Origin of the sequence: Brevibacterium aurantiacum (genome assembly GCF_007558825.1) — a bacterium.
Classification (GTDB): Bacteria; Actinomycetota; Actinomycetes; order Actinomycetales; family Brevibacteriaceae; genus Brevibacterium; species Brevibacterium aurantiacum_A.
The window spans coordinates 228,993-245,279 of record NZ_VLTK01000002.1; the positions used below are offsets into that span (position 1 = coordinate 228,993).

Sequence of the window (16,287 nt, forward strand, 5' to 3'; positions counted from 1 at the left end):
GGTAAGTAATATGGAACCAGTAGATGTCGTGAATAGGACGCTGTCGACGCCCACTCTTGGAAAAGAGTCAAGGGCTGAGGTGCTCGAGCAGAGGCGAGCCAATCGCGGAACCGAAAATCAGGAATTCACCAGCGACTTCAGTGCGCTGATGGCCCAGGTCAAAGAGGCCGGTCTGCTGGCACGACGCCCCGGCTGGAACACGCTGCGCTTCGTCCTCCTCGGACTCTCCTACGTCGTCGCCTTCGCGATGCTCTTCCTCATCGGCGAAAGCTGGTGGCAGATGGCCACAGCAGTCGTCTTCGGAATCCTCTTCACTCAGACGGCATATGTCGCCCACGATGCGGCGCACCGTCAGATCTTCACCAACGGCAAGGTCGGCGAGTGGGTATCCACCATCATCGGCAACCTGTTCATCGGCCTCAGCTACGGCTGGTGGCTGAAGAAGCACAACGCTCTCCACCACGCCAACCCGAACAAAGCCGGCGTCGACGGCGATATCGCACCGGGTGCTCTGATCTTCGACCCCGAAGATGCTCAAGGGCTCACCGGAGTGCGGAAATGGTTCGCCTCACACCAAGGCTGGTTCTTCTTCCCTCTGCTGACCCTGGCGGGCCTGCAGCTGCACGTGAACTCGATCAAGGCGATCATCAAGGGACAGTCCTCGATCAAGCGCCGCTGGATCGAAGGCATCTTCCTCGCCATCCGTATGATCGGATTCCCCATCATCGCCATCTGGGCTGCAGGACCGCTCATCGGCAGTGTCTTCTTCATCGTGCAGGTCATGGTCTTCGGACTGCACATGGGCGGTTCATTCGCTCCCAATCACAAGGGACAGCCGATCGTTCCCAAGGACGTGAAGATCGACTTCCTGCGCCGTCAGACACTGATGTCACGCAATATCTCGGGCGGTCGTCCGATGGGCTTCCTCATGGGTGGACTGAACTACCAGATCGAACACCACCTGTTCCCCAGCATGCCCAGCGTCAACCTGCACAAAGTTCAGCCGATGGTCCGTGAGTACTGTGCTCAGAAGGACATCAAATATACGGAGACGACGCTCTTCGAATCATTCGGCATCATCGTCCGGTACCTCAACCGGGCCGGACTCGGCCAGGCCGATCCCTTCGACTGCCCGGTCACCGCGCAGTTCCGCTCACGCTGATCTTCACAGCATCGCTGGATTCTCCGGCCAGGTCCGTCAACTCGGACCTGGCCGGTTTTTCGCATTTCGATGTGTGCCCTGACAGGAGTATTCAGGGCACGGTCTTCTGGACAGGAACTCGAACCGTATTCTCAGGTGAGCTCGTCGTGGGCCCCTGAGACCCATTCGGCGTAGCGTTCGGCCGAGGTCGCCACAGCCTCCCTGGCTCCGCTCGAGATGGTCTGCCCGAAGTTGCCGTACATCCGATCGAAATCGAGGTCGGCCACCGAGGCTGCGATGCGTCTGACAACACCTGCCGACAGCGGCAGATAGTTGGGGAAGCTGCGCATGAACGTCACCCACCCTGAGCGGGCAACCGGCGCGATCGTGTCTCCGCTGAGCATCACGCCTCGACCGTCCTTGCCGGTCCACATGGCTACCGCGCTGCCGGGGAAATGACCGCCTATGCGCATCAAGCGGACTCCGGGAACTGGTTCAGCAAACTGATAGTAGCGCCAGATGTTCAATCCCTCGCGCTGGACCCAGCCGGCATCTGCACGGCAGACGAAGATCGGTGCATCGTCGAAGGCCGCGCTCCACTCGAGCTGCAGGCCGAACATGTGAGGATGACTGGCAGCGATGGCCTGAACCCCGCCGAGGTCCGAGACTGCGGCGATGACGTCCTCGTCGATGTAGGGCGGGACCTCGAAGAGCAGATTGCCATACTCGGTCTGCGCCAGATAGCACGTCTGCCCGATGCCCAGCTTCGGCTCCACACGCAGCGCGTAGAGACCTGGTTCTCGTTCGACGACGGAGACGCTGTGGTGTTCGAACTCGAGTTGTTCACGCGTCGTCCAGACCTGACCTGACTCCGGCAGCCACTGGCGGTCATCCGAACAGATCGGACACGCATCCGGTGGAGGCGTACTCGTCTCGACACCGCACGTGCGGCATATCGTCACGTTCGCCAGTGCTGTCATCGGTGTGTACCCCCTGCACCCGAGGATAGTCGCCGAGTGCAGGTGGGGCCAGGTAGCCGGTGTCAGGTGTGGTTGGATGTCATCCATATCACTGAGCGAAACAACTGAACAGCCATGCAGTTACCGCTGTTAACCTCGGGCACTATGGCACCAACTTCTTCGCACCAGCACACACGTACAGCACCACCAGCCGATGCCACGGAGGCATTCTCTGTGAGCAGCAATTGCGGACCTGCCGACCGATATCGCACGAATCCTCGCGGCGTTGACGTCATCGAGCACACGCGCATTCCCCTGTCAGACGGGGTCGAACTCGCCGCCCGGATCTGGCTGCCGGACGACCTCAAAGACAAACAGGTTCCAGCCGTCTTGGAATACATCCCCTACCGCAAGAACGACATGACCGCTGGTCGCGACCAGACGATCCATCCCGAATTTGCCCGCGCCGGCTACGCAAGCATCCGCGTTGATATGCGCGGCTGCGGGGATTCGTCCGGGATCATGACGGACGAATATTCCGAAACCGAGCTTGATGACGGTCTTCAGGTGCTCAGATGGATCGCAGCTCAGCAGTGGTCGAACGGTAAGGCAGGAGTGATCGGAAAGTCGTGGGGCGGATTCAACGGGTTGCAGCTCGCCGCACTGCAACCACCAGAACTCGCCGCCATCATCACAATCTGCTCCACCGACGATCGTTTTGCCGACGATGTTCATTACAACGGCGGTGCCATTGTCGGCGACCAAATGCTCTCCTGGGCCTCCACCATGTGGGGATACAACGCACGCCCACAGGATCCTGCGGTCATGGGCGAAGGCTGGGCTCAGGACTGGAAACGTCGGATCGACGAAGCACCGGTCAATATCAACGACTGGCTCAGCCACCAGCGCCGAGACGCCTACTGGAAACATGCTTCAGTCTGCGACACCCCGGAAGCCATCAAGGTTCCGATCCTTGCCGTCGGCGGACTTCTTGACGAGTACCGAACTACCCTGTTCCGGCTGATGGAGAATGCGAACCACCAGCGTGAGACGAATCCCGACTACCCGCCGGTTCACGCACTGCTCGGCCCCTGGGCACACAACTATCCGCACCAGGCAGCACCGGGGCCGGGAATAGACTTCATCGCCGAAGCCGTGCGCTGGTGGGACCAGTGGATGAGTGGAATCGACAACGGAGTCAAGGACCAGCCGCAATTGCGTGCCTATGTCCCTGACAGTGCCCCCGTTCACTCCGACCGGGAGACTCGACCGGGACGCTGGGTCGCAGAGAGCAGCTGGCCCTCACCAGGAATCGAAGACGTCAGCTGGGATGTGCAGGACTCGACTCAGGCAGGTCCCCGTCAGCTGCGCAGCACCGATCTCATAGGCTACAACGCCGGCAGCTGGCTGCAGTTCGGTGAGGCAGCGGGCATGGCCGGTGACCAGGCCGCCGATGACGCACGCTCCTACACCGCAGACTGGGATCTTCCTGCTGGCCTGGAGATCGTCGGCACCCCGAGCCTCAAAGCGACACTGACTTCGAGTTCAGACCGCGGAGTCATCGCAGCCCGCTTATGCGACGTCGCTCCAGACGGCACCTCACGACTGGTGACCATGGGCCTATTCAATCTGACTCATCATTCCTCCCATGAACATCCCGAACCTCTGGCTCCGGGCCAGGACGTCACCATCGACTTCCCGCTCCTATCCACCGCCCACCGATTCCTGCCAGGCCACCGTCTGCGGTTGAGCATCTCTGCGAGCTTCTGGCCCATGCTCTGGCCGTCGCCCGAAGAGACTCTCCTCACGGTCACGGACGATCCGGAGCTTCGACTGCCCGTGCGCAGCGTCGACTCGGCCGAGGCCGACGCTGAAACCTCCCTGGAACTCACCGACCACCTCGGCGTGCCTCCGACCCCGCCAGTGTCCACGATCGATGCGTCAGGGCCGCCCATGACCCGCACCCTGGAGACTGATTTGGTCAATCGCAGCGCGACTGTGACCACTGTGTCCGAGGGCTGGCAGACCAACTCGAGCGACGGACTCTTCTATTACACGCTCGAGCGTGATTCCTATGAGCGCAGTGAAACCGATCCTCTCTCGCCGACAGCAATCTGCGAACGAGTCATCCGCTACCGGAGGCCCGCGCTTGCGGATCCTGTCAGCAGTCAGGCGTTGCTGCAGCAGGCCGATGCCGATGCGCTGACGAAGGATGATCAGGGATGGGATGTTGAGCTGCGGACACGCAGCACCATGAGCGGTGACACAGCGAACTTCCTCGTGACCAATGAACTCGTTGCCTACAAGGACGGAAGGCAGTTCCATTCGAGGACGACCACGAAGACCGTTCCGCGCGACCTGAACTGAGCAACGATGTACAAACTGAATAGACACGCACTCAATCGGCGCCGGGTCCTGGGAACGCTCGGCGCACTCAGCGTTGGAATGGCAGCGGCCACGCTGAGCGGTTGTACCTCCACCACGGCCAGCGTCGGTGGTGCCAAATCAGGAGCTGCCAGACGCAGGATCACCATCGGATCCAAAGGATTCGCCGAGAGCTGGATCATGGGCGAACTCTACGCTCAAGGGCTGCGAGCTCGCGGATACCAAGTGGATCTGAAGACGAACGTCGGATCCAGCGACATCATCAATACCGCACTCCAGTCGGGCCAGATCGACATCTACCCCGAATACACCGGGGTCATCGTGGTGAATTGGGTTGGCATTGACACTGCGCTGGGCACGGCCGATGAAACCTATGACATAGCGAAGGGGTGGGAGAACGAGCATGGAGTGACCACACTTCAGGCCACACCCTTCGAGAACAAGAACGCGGTCGCTGTGCGTAAGGAATTCGCCGACGAACATGGGCTGAAGAAGGTGTCCGATCTCAAGGGCATCGGAGATTTCACCTATTCGACGTACCCGGACAATGTCTCCGGAGCAATCGGGTATGAGGGCATCGTCGACACATACGGTCTGACGAACATGAAACTCAAGACTCTGAGCATCGGACTGAACTACCAGGCAATCGAACGTGGCGAGATCCAAGCCGCGGACGTGTTCACCACCGATCCGCAGTTGCTGAGATCCGACCTTGTCGTTCTCGAAGACGACAAGAAGCTCTTCGGATTCCAGAACGTCGTACCGCTGATCAGGGACGATGTCTTTAACGACCTCGACGAGGACGCGCCCGAGTTCTTGAACAGACTTCATTCACTCCTGACGATCGACGCCATCCAGGCGCTGAACGAAGCTTCCGCCATCAATAGGATCGACCCCGCTCAAGTGGCCAGGGTCTTTCTGCAAGCAAACGGACTGATGTGAGAACACGATGACATTTCCATCCACCGACCCGAAGACGACGTCGACCACGAACTCGTCCATCGTCTTCGACCAGGTCACCAAGCTCTACCCCGGACAGGCCGCACCGGCTCTCGATTCGCTTGACATCGTGGTGAAGTCGGGCGAACTCGTCTGCCTAGTGGGTCCGTCCGGTGGCGGTAAGACGACAGCTCTCCAGCTGGTCAATCGTCTTGTCGACCTCAGCAGCGGAGAAATCCGCATCGGTGACCGAAGCATCATGGACATACCCGCCATCGAGCTGCGTCGAACTATCGGCTATGCAATTCAGCAGTCCGGTCTGTTTCCGCACTACACGGTGGCGGAGAACATCGCGATCGTGCCGACCATTCTCAAATGGGACAAGGCACGAATCACGCGCCGGACTGCCGAACTGCTCGAACTGGTCGGACTGACTCCGGTGGACAGCTGGTTGGGCAGGTATCCGTCCCAGCTCTCCGGCGGTCAGCAGCAACGAGTCGGAATCGCGCGCGCACTCGCGGCCGATCCTCCGGTCATGCTCATGGACGAACCCTTCGGAGCACTCGATCCGATCACCCGGATGGCGGTCCAGGACGAATTCCTTGAAATTCATCGGGCTGTCGGGAAGACGACCCTCTTCGTCACGCACGACATCGACGAGGCCATCAAGATGGCCGATCGGATCGCGATCCTCAAGCCTGGGGGCAAGCTGGCCCAGTACGACACTCCCGCCGAGGTGCTCACTCACCCTGCCGATGAGTTCGTCGCGGAATTCCTCGGTGCAGAACGTGGCCTCAAGCGCCTCGCCCTGACCACTGTCGCCGAGGTACTCGTCGCCAAGGCTGAATCCGAGCTGCCGGTGGAGTCTGATCTGCCTCAGGTCGAGGCCGACGTGACATTGAGGGAAGCACTGTCCGTGGTTTCCGCTGCTGGGGCACACGGTGCACGTGTGATGGAGCGGGGGAGCCACCTCGGCGACGTCACCCTGCACGATCTGGTCGATCCGCCAGCTAACGCCGTTGGCGCGAGGAACGGGGAAGGTGTCGGATCATGAGCGGGATCGCGCCTGCCGGCGATCCTGTCATCCCGGACTACGGACAGGCCTCCGACTGTGTGATCGGCAACGGCCCGTTCTGCGGTGATTGGTTCGTCGACCAGTGGTCGACTGTCTTCTGGCCGCCGCTGGTCGACCACATCTACATGGTCGTCATCGCCGTCGTGATCGGATTCGTCATCGCATTCGCCGCCGCGCTGATCGCCTACCGAAAGAAGTGGCTGGCCGGGCCCATCGGGATCGTCGCAACGTTCCTGTACACGCTTCCTCCTCTGGCGTTGTTTCAGCTGCTGGTTCCGTTCACCGGTCTGACTCTGCTGACCGTTGAGATCGCGTTGGTGTGTTTCACGCTTGTGATCATCTTTCAGGCAGTGCTCGCCGGTCTGGCGGCGGTCCCGGACGATGTGAAGAGATCAGCAATCGGGATGGGTCTGAACCAGAGGCAACTCATGGTCAAGGTCGAATTGCCGCTGGCCCTGCCATCGATCATCTCGGGTCTGCGCATCGCTACGGTGCTGACAGTGAGTGTGGCTACGATTGCGGCATTCGTCGTCGACAGCGGTCTGGGGTCGCCAATCCTCAAGGCCGTGTCGTCGCCGTTCAATACGCAGTTCATCGGGGCCGGAGCACTCGCGGTCCTCCTGGCCTTCGTCCTCGACGGGCTACTGGTGATTGTCGGCAGAGTACTGACACCCTGGACGAGAGCGAGGGTATGATGAAAGAGATATTCGGGGCATTTCCCTTCATCGCAGCCAACTTCGGGATGCTCATGGAGAAGACGAGCGAGCATCTGATCATCAGCCTCGTCCCATTGCTCGCAGCCATCGTCATCGGCGTGCCGATCGGCATCTGGCTCGGCCACATCCACAAGGGCGAATTTCTGGCAGTGAGCATCACGAACATCGGTCGGGCACTTCCAAGCTTGGCCCTCATCGCGATTCTCATCGGCTTCGTGGGCATCGGAATGCTCAACGCAATGATCGCACTGTTCCTGCTCGCTTTCCCGCCGATACTCAGTTACGCCTTCCAAGCCGTGAATTCTGCGGATCGTGATCTGACGAGAGCTGCGAGAGGAATGGGAATGACGCCTCTGCAGGTGCTGAACAAGGTGGAACTTCCCCTTGGCCTGCCGATGATCATCAGCGGCATTCGCACTGCGGCCGTGCTGACAGTGAGCTCCGCAACGATCGCTACAATCGCCGGCAGCGGCGGATTGGGCGACGTTATTCTCAACCAAGTGGCATACGGGATCGAAGGCGTTCTCGCCGGTGCCGTGTGGGTTGCGATCTTGGCGATCCTCGTGGACCAGATCTTCGCTCTGCTGCTGCGAGTGGCTGCCCCGACAGGGGTGAAACAGCTGCGGGCGACGACGGTGTGAAGCCGAGTCCGCAATAGGAGACAGAAATACGGAACGACTCAATCAGCTGAGCATCAACTGCTCGATCATCTTTCACACACAGGAGTGAACATGAAGAAACGTCTGACCACTATTGCAGGAGTCGCCGCGATGGCGCTCATCGTGACCGGATGTACGCCGCCAGGGGGCAGCTCGGATTCCGCCGGGACAGGATCGGTTCTCAACGTCGGATGGAATGAAGCATTTCGTTCGATGAATGACATGACCAATGACGGCAATGCCGTTGCCAACACGATCATCGCCTACATGATGAACGACAACTTCAAATATTACGACGACGAGCTTGAACTGCACGACGGTGCGCTCGGTACCATCGAGAAGGTCTCCGAAGACCCGTTGAAGGTGAAATATACGTTCAACGAGGACTCCAACTGGTCGGATGGAACTCCTGTCGATGCCGTCGACCTGGCGCTGACCTGGGCGGCCCGCTCAACCAACTTCAATACCGTCGATGAGAACAATGACGACGCCGGAATGGTGAAGAAGAACGACGCCGACACCGTCTATTTCGACTCGACGAGTGTTGGCGCACCCCTGATCAAAGACTTTCCCGAGATCAGCGAGGATCGGAAGTCCCTGACCTTCACCTACTCTCAGCCCTTTGCCGACTGGGAGACAGAATTCGGCCTCGGCGCCTATGGATCGGGCGTTCCCGCTCACATCGTCGCTAAGAACGCCTTGGGCGCCGAATCTTCCGAAGAAGGAAAGACATCGATCATCGAGGCCATCAAGAACAACGATGTCGAAGCCCTATCGAAGATCTCGAATTTCTGGAACACAGGTTTCGATTTCACATCCATGCCGGACAACGAGGACCTTCTCGTCCACAGCGGACCGTACAAGATCACCGCTTTCGAAGAGGGGCAGTACCTCACCCTTGAACGCGATGAGGCATACACCGGTCCCGTTGATCCGAAGATGGACACCATCACGGTTCGCTACAACGGCGATCCCATGGCGATGGTCCAAGCCATTGAGAACGGCGAAGTCGATATCACTCAGCCTCAGTCGACGGCTGACGTCCTCAAAGCGGCTGAAGATATCGACGGTGTCAGCATCATTCCCGGTGAAGATGCCACATTCGAGCACGTCGACCTCACATTCGACAACAACGGACCCTTCGACCCTGCTTCGTATGGCGGCGACGAAGACAAAGCTCTGCAGGTCAGGCGGGCATTCCTCAAAACCCTTCCGAGACAGGAGATCGTCGATCGTCTGATCAAGCCGCTCAACGAGGAGGCAGGGGTCCGTGACTCCTTCAACCAGGCACCAGATTCCCCGCTGTACAAGGAGATCGCGGAGGGCTCTGGTATCTCGGATTACGACTCCGTCGACGTCGAGGGCGCGAAGAAGCTGCTCGATGAGGCGGGGGTGAAGGAGCCGACTGTCCGTTTCCTCTATGACAATACGAACGCACGCCGTGAACAGATCTTCCAGTTGGTCAAGGAATCGGCGGAGAAGGCAGGGTTCGCCGTCGAGGATTCCGGCGACGTCAACTGGGGTACGCGCCTCGGTGACGGAACCTACGATGCCTCCCTCTTCGGTTGGGCCCTGACGACGACCGGTGTCACGGAATCGGATTCGTACTACCGCAAGGGCGCGCAGAACAACTACAGCGGATATCACAACCCGACGACGGCGAAGAAGCTCGATCAGATGCTCGTGAGCATTGATCCTGAAGAGCAGAAGACACTGGCCGCGGACATAGAGAAGCAACTCATCGACGATGGGTTCGGGCTGCCGCTCTTCCAGTTCCCTTCGCTGACGATCCACCAGGATTCAGTGAAGAACGCCTCGACGACCACTCTTGATCCGTCGATGTTCTGGAACTACTGGGAATGGGAGAAGGAATAGCCGCTGACGTCAGCGGCGCATGGCCCTTGACAAGGTGTCCAGCCCGAGTGACCCAAGATTGAGTGCCTTCGAGTGGAAGCCCTTGAGATCGAAAGTCTCACCGGCTTCCGCTTCGGCATCGTGTCGAATCTGCTGCCACAGGCGATGCCCGATCTTATAGCTCGGGGCCTGCCCCGGCCAGCCCAGGTAACGGTCGAGTTCGAACGCCAGGAATGTGCGATCCGTGGCGACATTGTCCTTGAGGAACTGCCATGCCTTGGCACGGTCCCAGGTCCCACCACCCAGATGTGTCGGTGCTTTGAGGCCGAGGTGGAATCCGATGTCGAGTGCTACTCGTGTGGTCCGCAAGCGTTGGGCATCCAGCATGCCGAGCCGATCGGCAGGATCGTCCAGGAACCCGAGTTCTTCCATCAGCTGTTCGGCGTAGAGAGCCCATCCTTCGCCGTGACCGGATACCCAGCAGACGTGGCGGCGCCAGCGATTGAGTGAATCGGCAAGATAAGATGCCTGACCCATCTGCAGATGATGTCCGGGGACTCCTTCATGATAGACGGTGGTCTTCTCCTGCCAGGTCGCGAATTCGGTGACGCCATGAGGCACAGACCACCACATTCGTCCGGGGCGGGAGAAATCCTCGCTGGGCTGTGAATAGTAGACAGCGCCTGTGGCGGAGGGCGCAATCATGCACTCGATTGTCTGGAGCGGTTCGGGAATGTCGAAGTGCGTCTGCCCGAGTTTCTCAATGGCCTCATCGGCGACATCCTGCATCCAGGCTTGAAGCGCCTCGGTCCCGTGCAGAGCACGGTGCGGATCATTGTCGAGCATTGCCATGACGTCGAAGAGCCCGACCCCTGGGGCGATGGCCCTCGCGATCGCTTTCTGTTCGGAGTCGATTCGATTGAGTTCATCGAGTGCCCAGCTGTATGTCTCTTCGAAGTCGACCTCAGCTCCCAGGTAGTTTCTGGAATGCAGCGCATAGGCGTCCCGACCACATGCTTCGTCATCGAGCGCCCGAGTCATGAGCTCTGCGAAGTAGTCGCTCAGCTCTGCAAACGAGTCCTTGGCCGCAGCGGCGGCGGCAGCAAGGTCGTTTCGCAGACCGCTCGAGAGGTTCGCGGCACCTTCGATGAGTGTGTCGAACCGACTGTTCTCCTTCGCCAGGGCAAGTGACTGCTCACGAACTCGTTCGATCTGCGCTCGGGCCGGGGTGCGGCCCATGCGCTGCTGCGCGTAGGTCAAAGATTCTTGATACCCAGATATTGACGCTGGCAGGCCGGCAAGCGTCGACTTGATCGTCTCCCAATCTCTCGTCGTCCGTGTCGGCAAGAGATCGAAGATATCTCTCATCTGTTGGACTGGAGATTCAATCACGTTGAGGACGGTGTGACTGAGGCCGCTGTCGAAGAGGTCATCGGCGACACTGAATCGTTCGCGCATAGCATCGATGGTCACATCATCGGTGTCATCCAGACTGGGAGAACCGTTCATCGCTGCGGTCGTTTCAAGGTCAGCGAGTCTGTTCAAGGCGCGGGCCCGGAGATCCTTCGCGGCTTCGAATCCGGCAGGGGAGTAGTCATCGAAACCCTTGTCGTTGTCAAGGCCGAGGAATAGGGGAATCGACGGATAGAGGTCTGAAAGTCCGTCGAAGTAATCTTCGGCAATTCCATCGACGATTGATGGCTCTCTCACTGTGCTCATTGAGGAACGGTATCGCAGGGATGGAGCAGACGGCTGACGGTTCCAGCCTGTGGATACTTACTTTCGTCGGATGCCGACGCGGAGCCTGACCCTGTGCCTTCTGGGGTCGGCTCCACGTCGTTGGGGAGAAGGAACAGGTCAGCTCACGGCAGTCCGCTGCTTCGAGTGAGCCTTGAGGTGACCGACGAGGATGAGGGCGATGCCCAAGGAGAACCAACCGATGAGCGCCCACCATTGCATCGCCATGGGTGCATCCGGGAAGTAGGACAGGTTGCGCAGCAGGCTACCCGACGCGCCGGGAACGAAGAACTGGCCGATGTCTCCCCAGGCCCCTGCGAGGAACTCCTTCGGTGCCTGGAGCGAGGCGATCGGATTGCCGATGAACATCGTGAGCACCGCGCCGATCGCTATGCCACCCGGACCTATCAGTGAGACGAAGCCGTTGATGAGTGCCGCCGTCGCCGCGACTGCCAGGCCTGCAGCAAGTACGTTGAGCCCGAAGTTGCCCTGCAGAATGCCGAACCACGTCTGCAGGACGAGGGTGAGTGCAAGTCCGCCGATCGTGCCGTAGGCGACGACCGCGACCGCACGCATTCGGCGAGAGTGGACGAGCATGCTGGTGAGCACGCCGCCGACGATGCCGCCGATGGTCAGGGGCAGACCCGCGATCGCAAGGCCGGCACCGGTGGAATCGTTGTCGTTGAGCGGCACGACATCCGTGACCGTGACCTCAGGGACCTCCATCGCCGAGGCGTCTGGGGTCTGTGCCTGGTCGCCTGGGTTTTGCTGTGGTGCACCAGGACTGGGCTGAGATCCGGCTGGCTGAGAGGCCGCTGCGAGTGCGTCCTGCATCTCCTGCATTCCGTCCTGCATGCCCGAGATCGCCTGCTTGTCGATCTTCTGCTGCATCTGAGCGGCAATCCCGCCCAGCTGCTGGGCAACAGGAGGGGAGGCGGCAGTCGAGGTGAGGATCTCAGGGTCGTCGCCAAGCAGGAGCGCCCCGTAGACCTCACGTTCACGGATGAGCTGCTGCGCCTCGGCGCGGGAGTCGACCTTCTTCAGATCGAGCATCCCCTCGGGAGCATCGGCCGTGATCTGATCGATCTGTTCCTGATCGCCGACGGCCGCAACCGGAAGATCTTTGGGCTCAGACGTGACAGTCGGCCAGCTGAATGCCAGCAGGATGACTGTGACGATCGCCGCGGCGAAGACCGCGGCGAGCAGTGCCTGTTTGAGGCTGGGCTTGTGCGCCCTCGTGTCGGCCGCCCTCGTGTCGGCCGTGCTCGTTCTGCCGCGGCTATCGTCCGTGCCGTCCGAGCTGCTGAGGATTCTCGTCGCCATGCCTATCCAATCATTGAAAACGAATACTCGTTCTTTTTACTCTTTCGAGTACGATATATCAAGAATGGTCATTCGTTTTTGGAGGTTTGGTGCCGAAGGTCACGGACGAACACAGGGAAGCTATGCGCACGCGGATTCAGGATGCCGCGCTTGCGTGTTTCTTTCGCAAGGGCTTCGCCGGAGCGTCGATGGCAGACATCATCAAGGAGGCGGACTTGTCCGCCGGAGCCGTCTACGTCTACTACTCGTCCAAGGCGGAGCTCACGCTCGACGCCGGCAGGCGAATCATGGAGGAGCGTGTGGCCGAGCTGCAGGACTTCGGAATAGCAGAAGAGGTTCCACCTCCACATGAGGTCTTCCCGCAGCTTCTGGACAAGATCCTCCATGACACCCAATTCGCTCCGCTGCTGCTGCAGGTATGGGGAGAGGCGTCGCATTCCCCGGATTTCGCCACAATCGCCGCTGAGATCTACCACGAACTCATCAGACGATTCGAGGCCTATCTGAATGTGTACTTCCATCGGAGTGCAGGGCTTGCCGAAGGCGTCGCACAGGCCAGGGCGCATCGGATCGCGCCGGCCGTCCTCGCGCTCATGCAGGGCGCCATCGTTCAGACCGCGATCTTCGATGATGCTTCGCATGCGCGGATCACGGATTCCGTCGAAGCCATGTTCGCTCAGCTCGTGGACTGAGGTTTCGCTGGCAGAGTTCGCGGACTGAGGTTCTGTCGAGACTTGAGCGCCTGCCCTTCGCCGCCGGAGCCTGCCCGCTCTTCCTGGTCATGATGCGATCACTGTGCACCGCTGTGTGCGGAATGATCGACAATGGCACATGCAGCGCACGATCTCCCGTTGAAAGGATCACCATCACTGATGTCGACCGCCTACCTGCCCACCACGATCAACGATTCCGACCACACTGTTCTTCGCGGAGCTGCCCTCATCGATGGCAACGGCGGTGATCCCCTCTCCAGTGCGGAGATCGAGATCAAGGGCGGACGCATCGTCTACGCGGGACCCGAGCGCACCGAAGGCACCAGCTCGGCGGGGGAGGGCCACGACACTGGTGGCAAAGCCCCTCGTGTCATCGACCTGCAGGGCAAGACGATCATGCCCGGTTTCATCGACTCTCATGTGCACTTCGGACTCTCGATCGAGAACCAGGCGGCGAACCTCGCCCGCTTCGCCTCGGAGCGGATCGTGCGCAGCGCTGTCAACGCCCGGGCCACCCTCATGGCCGGAGTCACCACTGCTCGTGACCTCGGCGGAACCGACCGCGGCGTGCGCGACAGCATCCAGCAGGGGCTGATCCTCGGGCCCCGGATGCACCTGGCCATCACACCGCTGTCACCGACCGGCGGGCACACCGATTTCACGATGCCCAACGGTTTGTCCACCATGCCTGCCATGCCCGTCGACCCGATCATCGACACCGATGACGACGTCCGCCGGACAATTCGCACCCTCGTACGTTCGGGTGCGGACGTGATCAAGGTCTGCACCACCGGCGGCGTCTCGAGCCCATCGGACACCCCCGATGACATCGGCGTTCCCGAAGAGCATGTGCGACTCATCGTTGAAGAGACAGCCAAACGAGCAGGACAGCCCGTCGCCGCCCATGCCCAAGGAGCCGATGGCATCAAGGCAGCCATCCGCGGCGGTGTCCGCTCCGTCGAACACGGTTACGGAATCGACGACGAAGGCATCGAGCTCATGCTCGAGCGCGGAACGTTCCTCGTCCCGACGCTCAGCAGCGCACTGCGGATTCCGGACCCGAAGAACGTGCCCGACTACCTATACGAGAAGAAGGTCAGATGGTCCGCGATCGCGCGCGAACGCGTGGCCGTGGCGATGGCCGCCGGTGTGAAGGTTGCGCTGGGAACCGACGCGGGTGTGTGCCCACACGGACTCAATCTGCGTGAGGAGATGCATGCCGTCGAGCTCGGCCTGACACCGATGCAGGCGATTGTGGCGGGGACGAGGAACGCGGCGGAACTGCTGCGCCTGTCTGCTGACGTGGGCACACTCGAGGAAGGCAAACTGGCTGACCTTGTCATCGTCGACTTCGACCCGTTGGCCGATATCACCCAGTTGGCCGACCCGGCGAAAATCAAAGTCGTCATGCAGGGCGGGGCGCTGATGAAGGACTCCGCGAGTTGGTTCCCCAGCGCCCCCGTCCGGTCGCTGCTCGGGTGAGTTCGCGTCGACCGCCGAAACAGTTCGAACTCCATCCACCCACCGCTTCATCCACCCACCGCTTCATCCACGATCAGAGAGGAACTAGTATGACCCACGATTTCGCTGCCGAGGCACAGTCTCTGGCGACCGAACTCATTGACCTTCGCCGTGACCTGCACCGCAACCCCGAGCTGGGTCTCGAACTCCCATTGACTCAGCGCATGATTCTCGACGCCCTCGAGGGACTGCCCTTGGAGATCACAACCGGCAAGGGGCTGAGCTCCATCGTTGCTGTGCTCCGAGGCGGCCGGCCCGGTCCAACGGTACTCCTGCGCGGTGACATGGATGCCCTGCCCGTTGCGGAGGAGAACGATCTGGACTTCGCCTCGACCAACGGCAATATGCACGCCTGCGGCCATGATCTGCACGTTACTGGTTTGGTCGGGGCCGCGAAGCTGCTCAGCGCACACCAGGAGGAACTCGCCGGTACCGTGGCCTTCATGTTCCAACCCGGTGAAGAAGGTCCGGGTGGTGCCAAAGACATGATAGACGAGGGCATGTTCGACACCATCGGTGCAGTCCCCGATGCGGCGTATGCCATCCATGTCGCTCCTGGAGCACACGGCATCTTCACCACGAGACCCGGCACCTTGATGGCCGGAGCGAACACCCTTCACGTCACCTTCCACGGACGCGGCGGCCACAGCTCACAGCCGCATGCCAGCATCGATCCCGTCCGGCCCACTCTCGAATTCGGCCAGGCGCTCTACTCGATGGTCACCAGCACGTTCAGCGTCTTCGATCCGGTTGTCGCCGAAGTCACGCAGCTGCAGGCCGGCGAGGCCGTCAACGTCATCCCACCCTCGGCGAAGATCGGCGCTTCCGTGCGGACGCTGTCAGCAGCTTCGACGAAGAAGTTCGCCGAGGTGGCCCCACGTCTGGCCGAGTCGATCGCTGCCGCTCACGGGTGCACCGCCGAGGTGGTGTGGACCGAACAGTACCCCGTCACGGTCAACGACGACGGCGAGGCCGCGTTCGTCGCAGACACGATGACCGAGGCTTTCGGTGAGGACCGGTACGTCGAGGCGCCGACCCCGCTCATGGGGTCCGAGGACTTCTCCTATGTGCTCAACGAAGTTCCGGGCGCGTTTCTGTTCTTCCTCGTGTCTCCGCAGGATATCGACCTGGAGACTGCAGCGTGGAACCATTCGCCACAGGTGCTCTTCGATGACGCCCATCTGCCGGATCAGGCCGCAGCCCTCGCCACCCTCGCATGGAAGCGCTCGCTTCGGGACTGAAGGCGCGTGTGGTGCGCGGAGAGC

Annotated in this window: 13 protein-coding genes; 10 read left to right on the forward strand and 3 right to left on the reverse strand. The window is 60.6% G+C overall.

Annotation, left to right across the window (positions count from 1 at the left end; genetic code table 11):
* Positions 1-10: 10 nt before the first annotated feature.
* Entirely contained in the window at positions 11-1,162 is a 1,152-nt protein-coding gene (locus FO013_RS03495; RefSeq protein WP_260847975.1) for a fatty acid desaturase family protein, read from the forward strand.
* A 131-nt stretch (positions 1,163-1,293) separates the two neighbouring features.
* On the opposite strand, the gene FO013_RS03500 is transcribed toward FO013_RS03495, so the two are convergent.
* Positions 1,294-2,121, reverse strand: coding sequence for an MBL fold metallo-hydrolase (locus FO013_RS03500; RefSeq protein ID WP_143921181.1), 828 nt, complete (start codon positions 2,119-2,121; stop codon positions 1,294-1,296).
* A gap of 213 nt (positions 2,122-2,334) precedes the next feature.
* Here FO013_RS03500 and FO013_RS03505 point away from each other — a divergent pair, with 213 nt between their 5' ends.
* The 6 genes from FO013_RS03505 to FO013_RS03530 all read left to right on the forward strand — a co-directional run bounded on the left by FO013_RS03505 (position 2,335) and on the right by FO013_RS03530 (position 9,749).
* Positions 2,335-4,467, forward strand: a complete 2,133-nt coding sequence (locus FO013_RS03505) for a CocE/NonD family hydrolase (protein WP_222103572.1) — start codon at positions 2,335-2,337, stop codon at positions 4,465-4,467.
* Positions 4,468-4,473: 6 nt separating this feature from the next.
* Positions 4,474-5,427 (forward strand): ABC transporter substrate-binding protein, encoded by a 954-nt coding sequence (locus tag FO013_RS03510; protein ID WP_222103573.1) that lies wholly within the window; start codon positions 4,474-4,476, stop codon positions 5,425-5,427.
* A 7-nt stretch (positions 5,428-5,434) separates the two neighbouring features.
* Entirely contained in the window at positions 5,435-6,478 is a 1,044-nt protein-coding gene (locus FO013_RS03515) for an ABC transporter ATP-binding protein (protein WP_143921183.1), read from the forward strand.
* Positions 6,475-7,194: an ABC transporter permease gene (locus FO013_RS03520; RefSeq protein WP_143921184.1), complete on the forward strand. Its 720-nt coding sequence runs from the start codon at positions 6,475-6,477 to the stop codon at positions 7,192-7,194. Before FO013_RS03515 ends, FO013_RS03520 begins: the two co-directional genes overlap by 4 nt.
* Positions 7,191-7,856 carry an ABC transporter permease gene (locus FO013_RS03525; protein ID WP_222103574.1) on the forward strand — a complete coding sequence of 222 codons (666 nt, stop codon included), beginning with the start codon at positions 7,191-7,193 and terminating at the stop codon, positions 7,854-7,856. The genes FO013_RS03520 and FO013_RS03525 overlap by 4 nt, the downstream gene beginning before the upstream one ends.
* Before the next feature lie 90 nt (positions 7,857-7,946).
* Positions 7,947-9,749, forward strand: a complete 1,803-nt coding sequence (locus FO013_RS03530; protein WP_143921185.1) for an ABC transporter family substrate-binding protein — start codon at positions 7,947-7,949, stop codon at positions 9,747-9,749.
* A gap of 9 nt (positions 9,750-9,758) precedes the next feature.
* On the opposite strand, the gene FO013_RS03535 is transcribed toward FO013_RS03530, so the two are convergent.
* Together FO013_RS03535 and FO013_RS03540 are read right to left on the reverse strand one after the other, a co-directional pair.
* A complete protein-coding gene (locus FO013_RS03535; RefSeq protein WP_143921186.1) occupies positions 9,759-11,447 on the reverse strand; it encodes a DUF885 domain-containing protein in 1,689 nt (562 codons plus the stop codon).
* Positions 11,448-11,585: 138 nt separating this feature from the next.
* Complete coding sequence (locus FO013_RS03540) at positions 11,586-12,788, reverse strand: ABC transporter permease (RefSeq protein WP_143921187.1); 1,203 nt, start codon at positions 12,786-12,788, stop codon at positions 11,586-11,588.
* A gap of 89 nt (positions 12,789-12,877) precedes the next feature.
* Between FO013_RS03540 and FO013_RS03545 the strand changes: the two genes are divergently transcribed.
* From FO013_RS03545 to FO013_RS03555, 3 genes are all read left to right on the forward strand, one after another.
* Positions 12,878-13,480 (forward strand): TetR/AcrR family transcriptional regulator, encoded by a 603-nt coding sequence (locus tag FO013_RS03545; protein WP_143921188.1) that lies wholly within the window; start codon positions 12,878-12,880, stop codon positions 13,478-13,480.
* 132 nt (positions 13,481-13,612) lie between these two features.
* The gene (locus tag FO013_RS03550) at positions 13,613-14,983 is read left to right on the forward strand and encodes a metal-dependent hydrolase family protein (protein ID WP_260847976.1); all 1,371 of its coding nucleotides are present in this window, start codon (positions 13,613-13,615) and stop codon (positions 14,981-14,983) included.
* Between the two features lie 89 nt (positions 14,984-15,072).
* Complete coding sequence (locus FO013_RS03555) at positions 15,073-16,263, forward strand: M20 metallopeptidase family protein (protein ID WP_143921189.1); 1,191 nt, start codon at positions 15,073-15,075, stop codon at positions 16,261-16,263.
* The last annotated feature ends 24 nt before the right edge of the window (positions 16,264-16,287 follow it).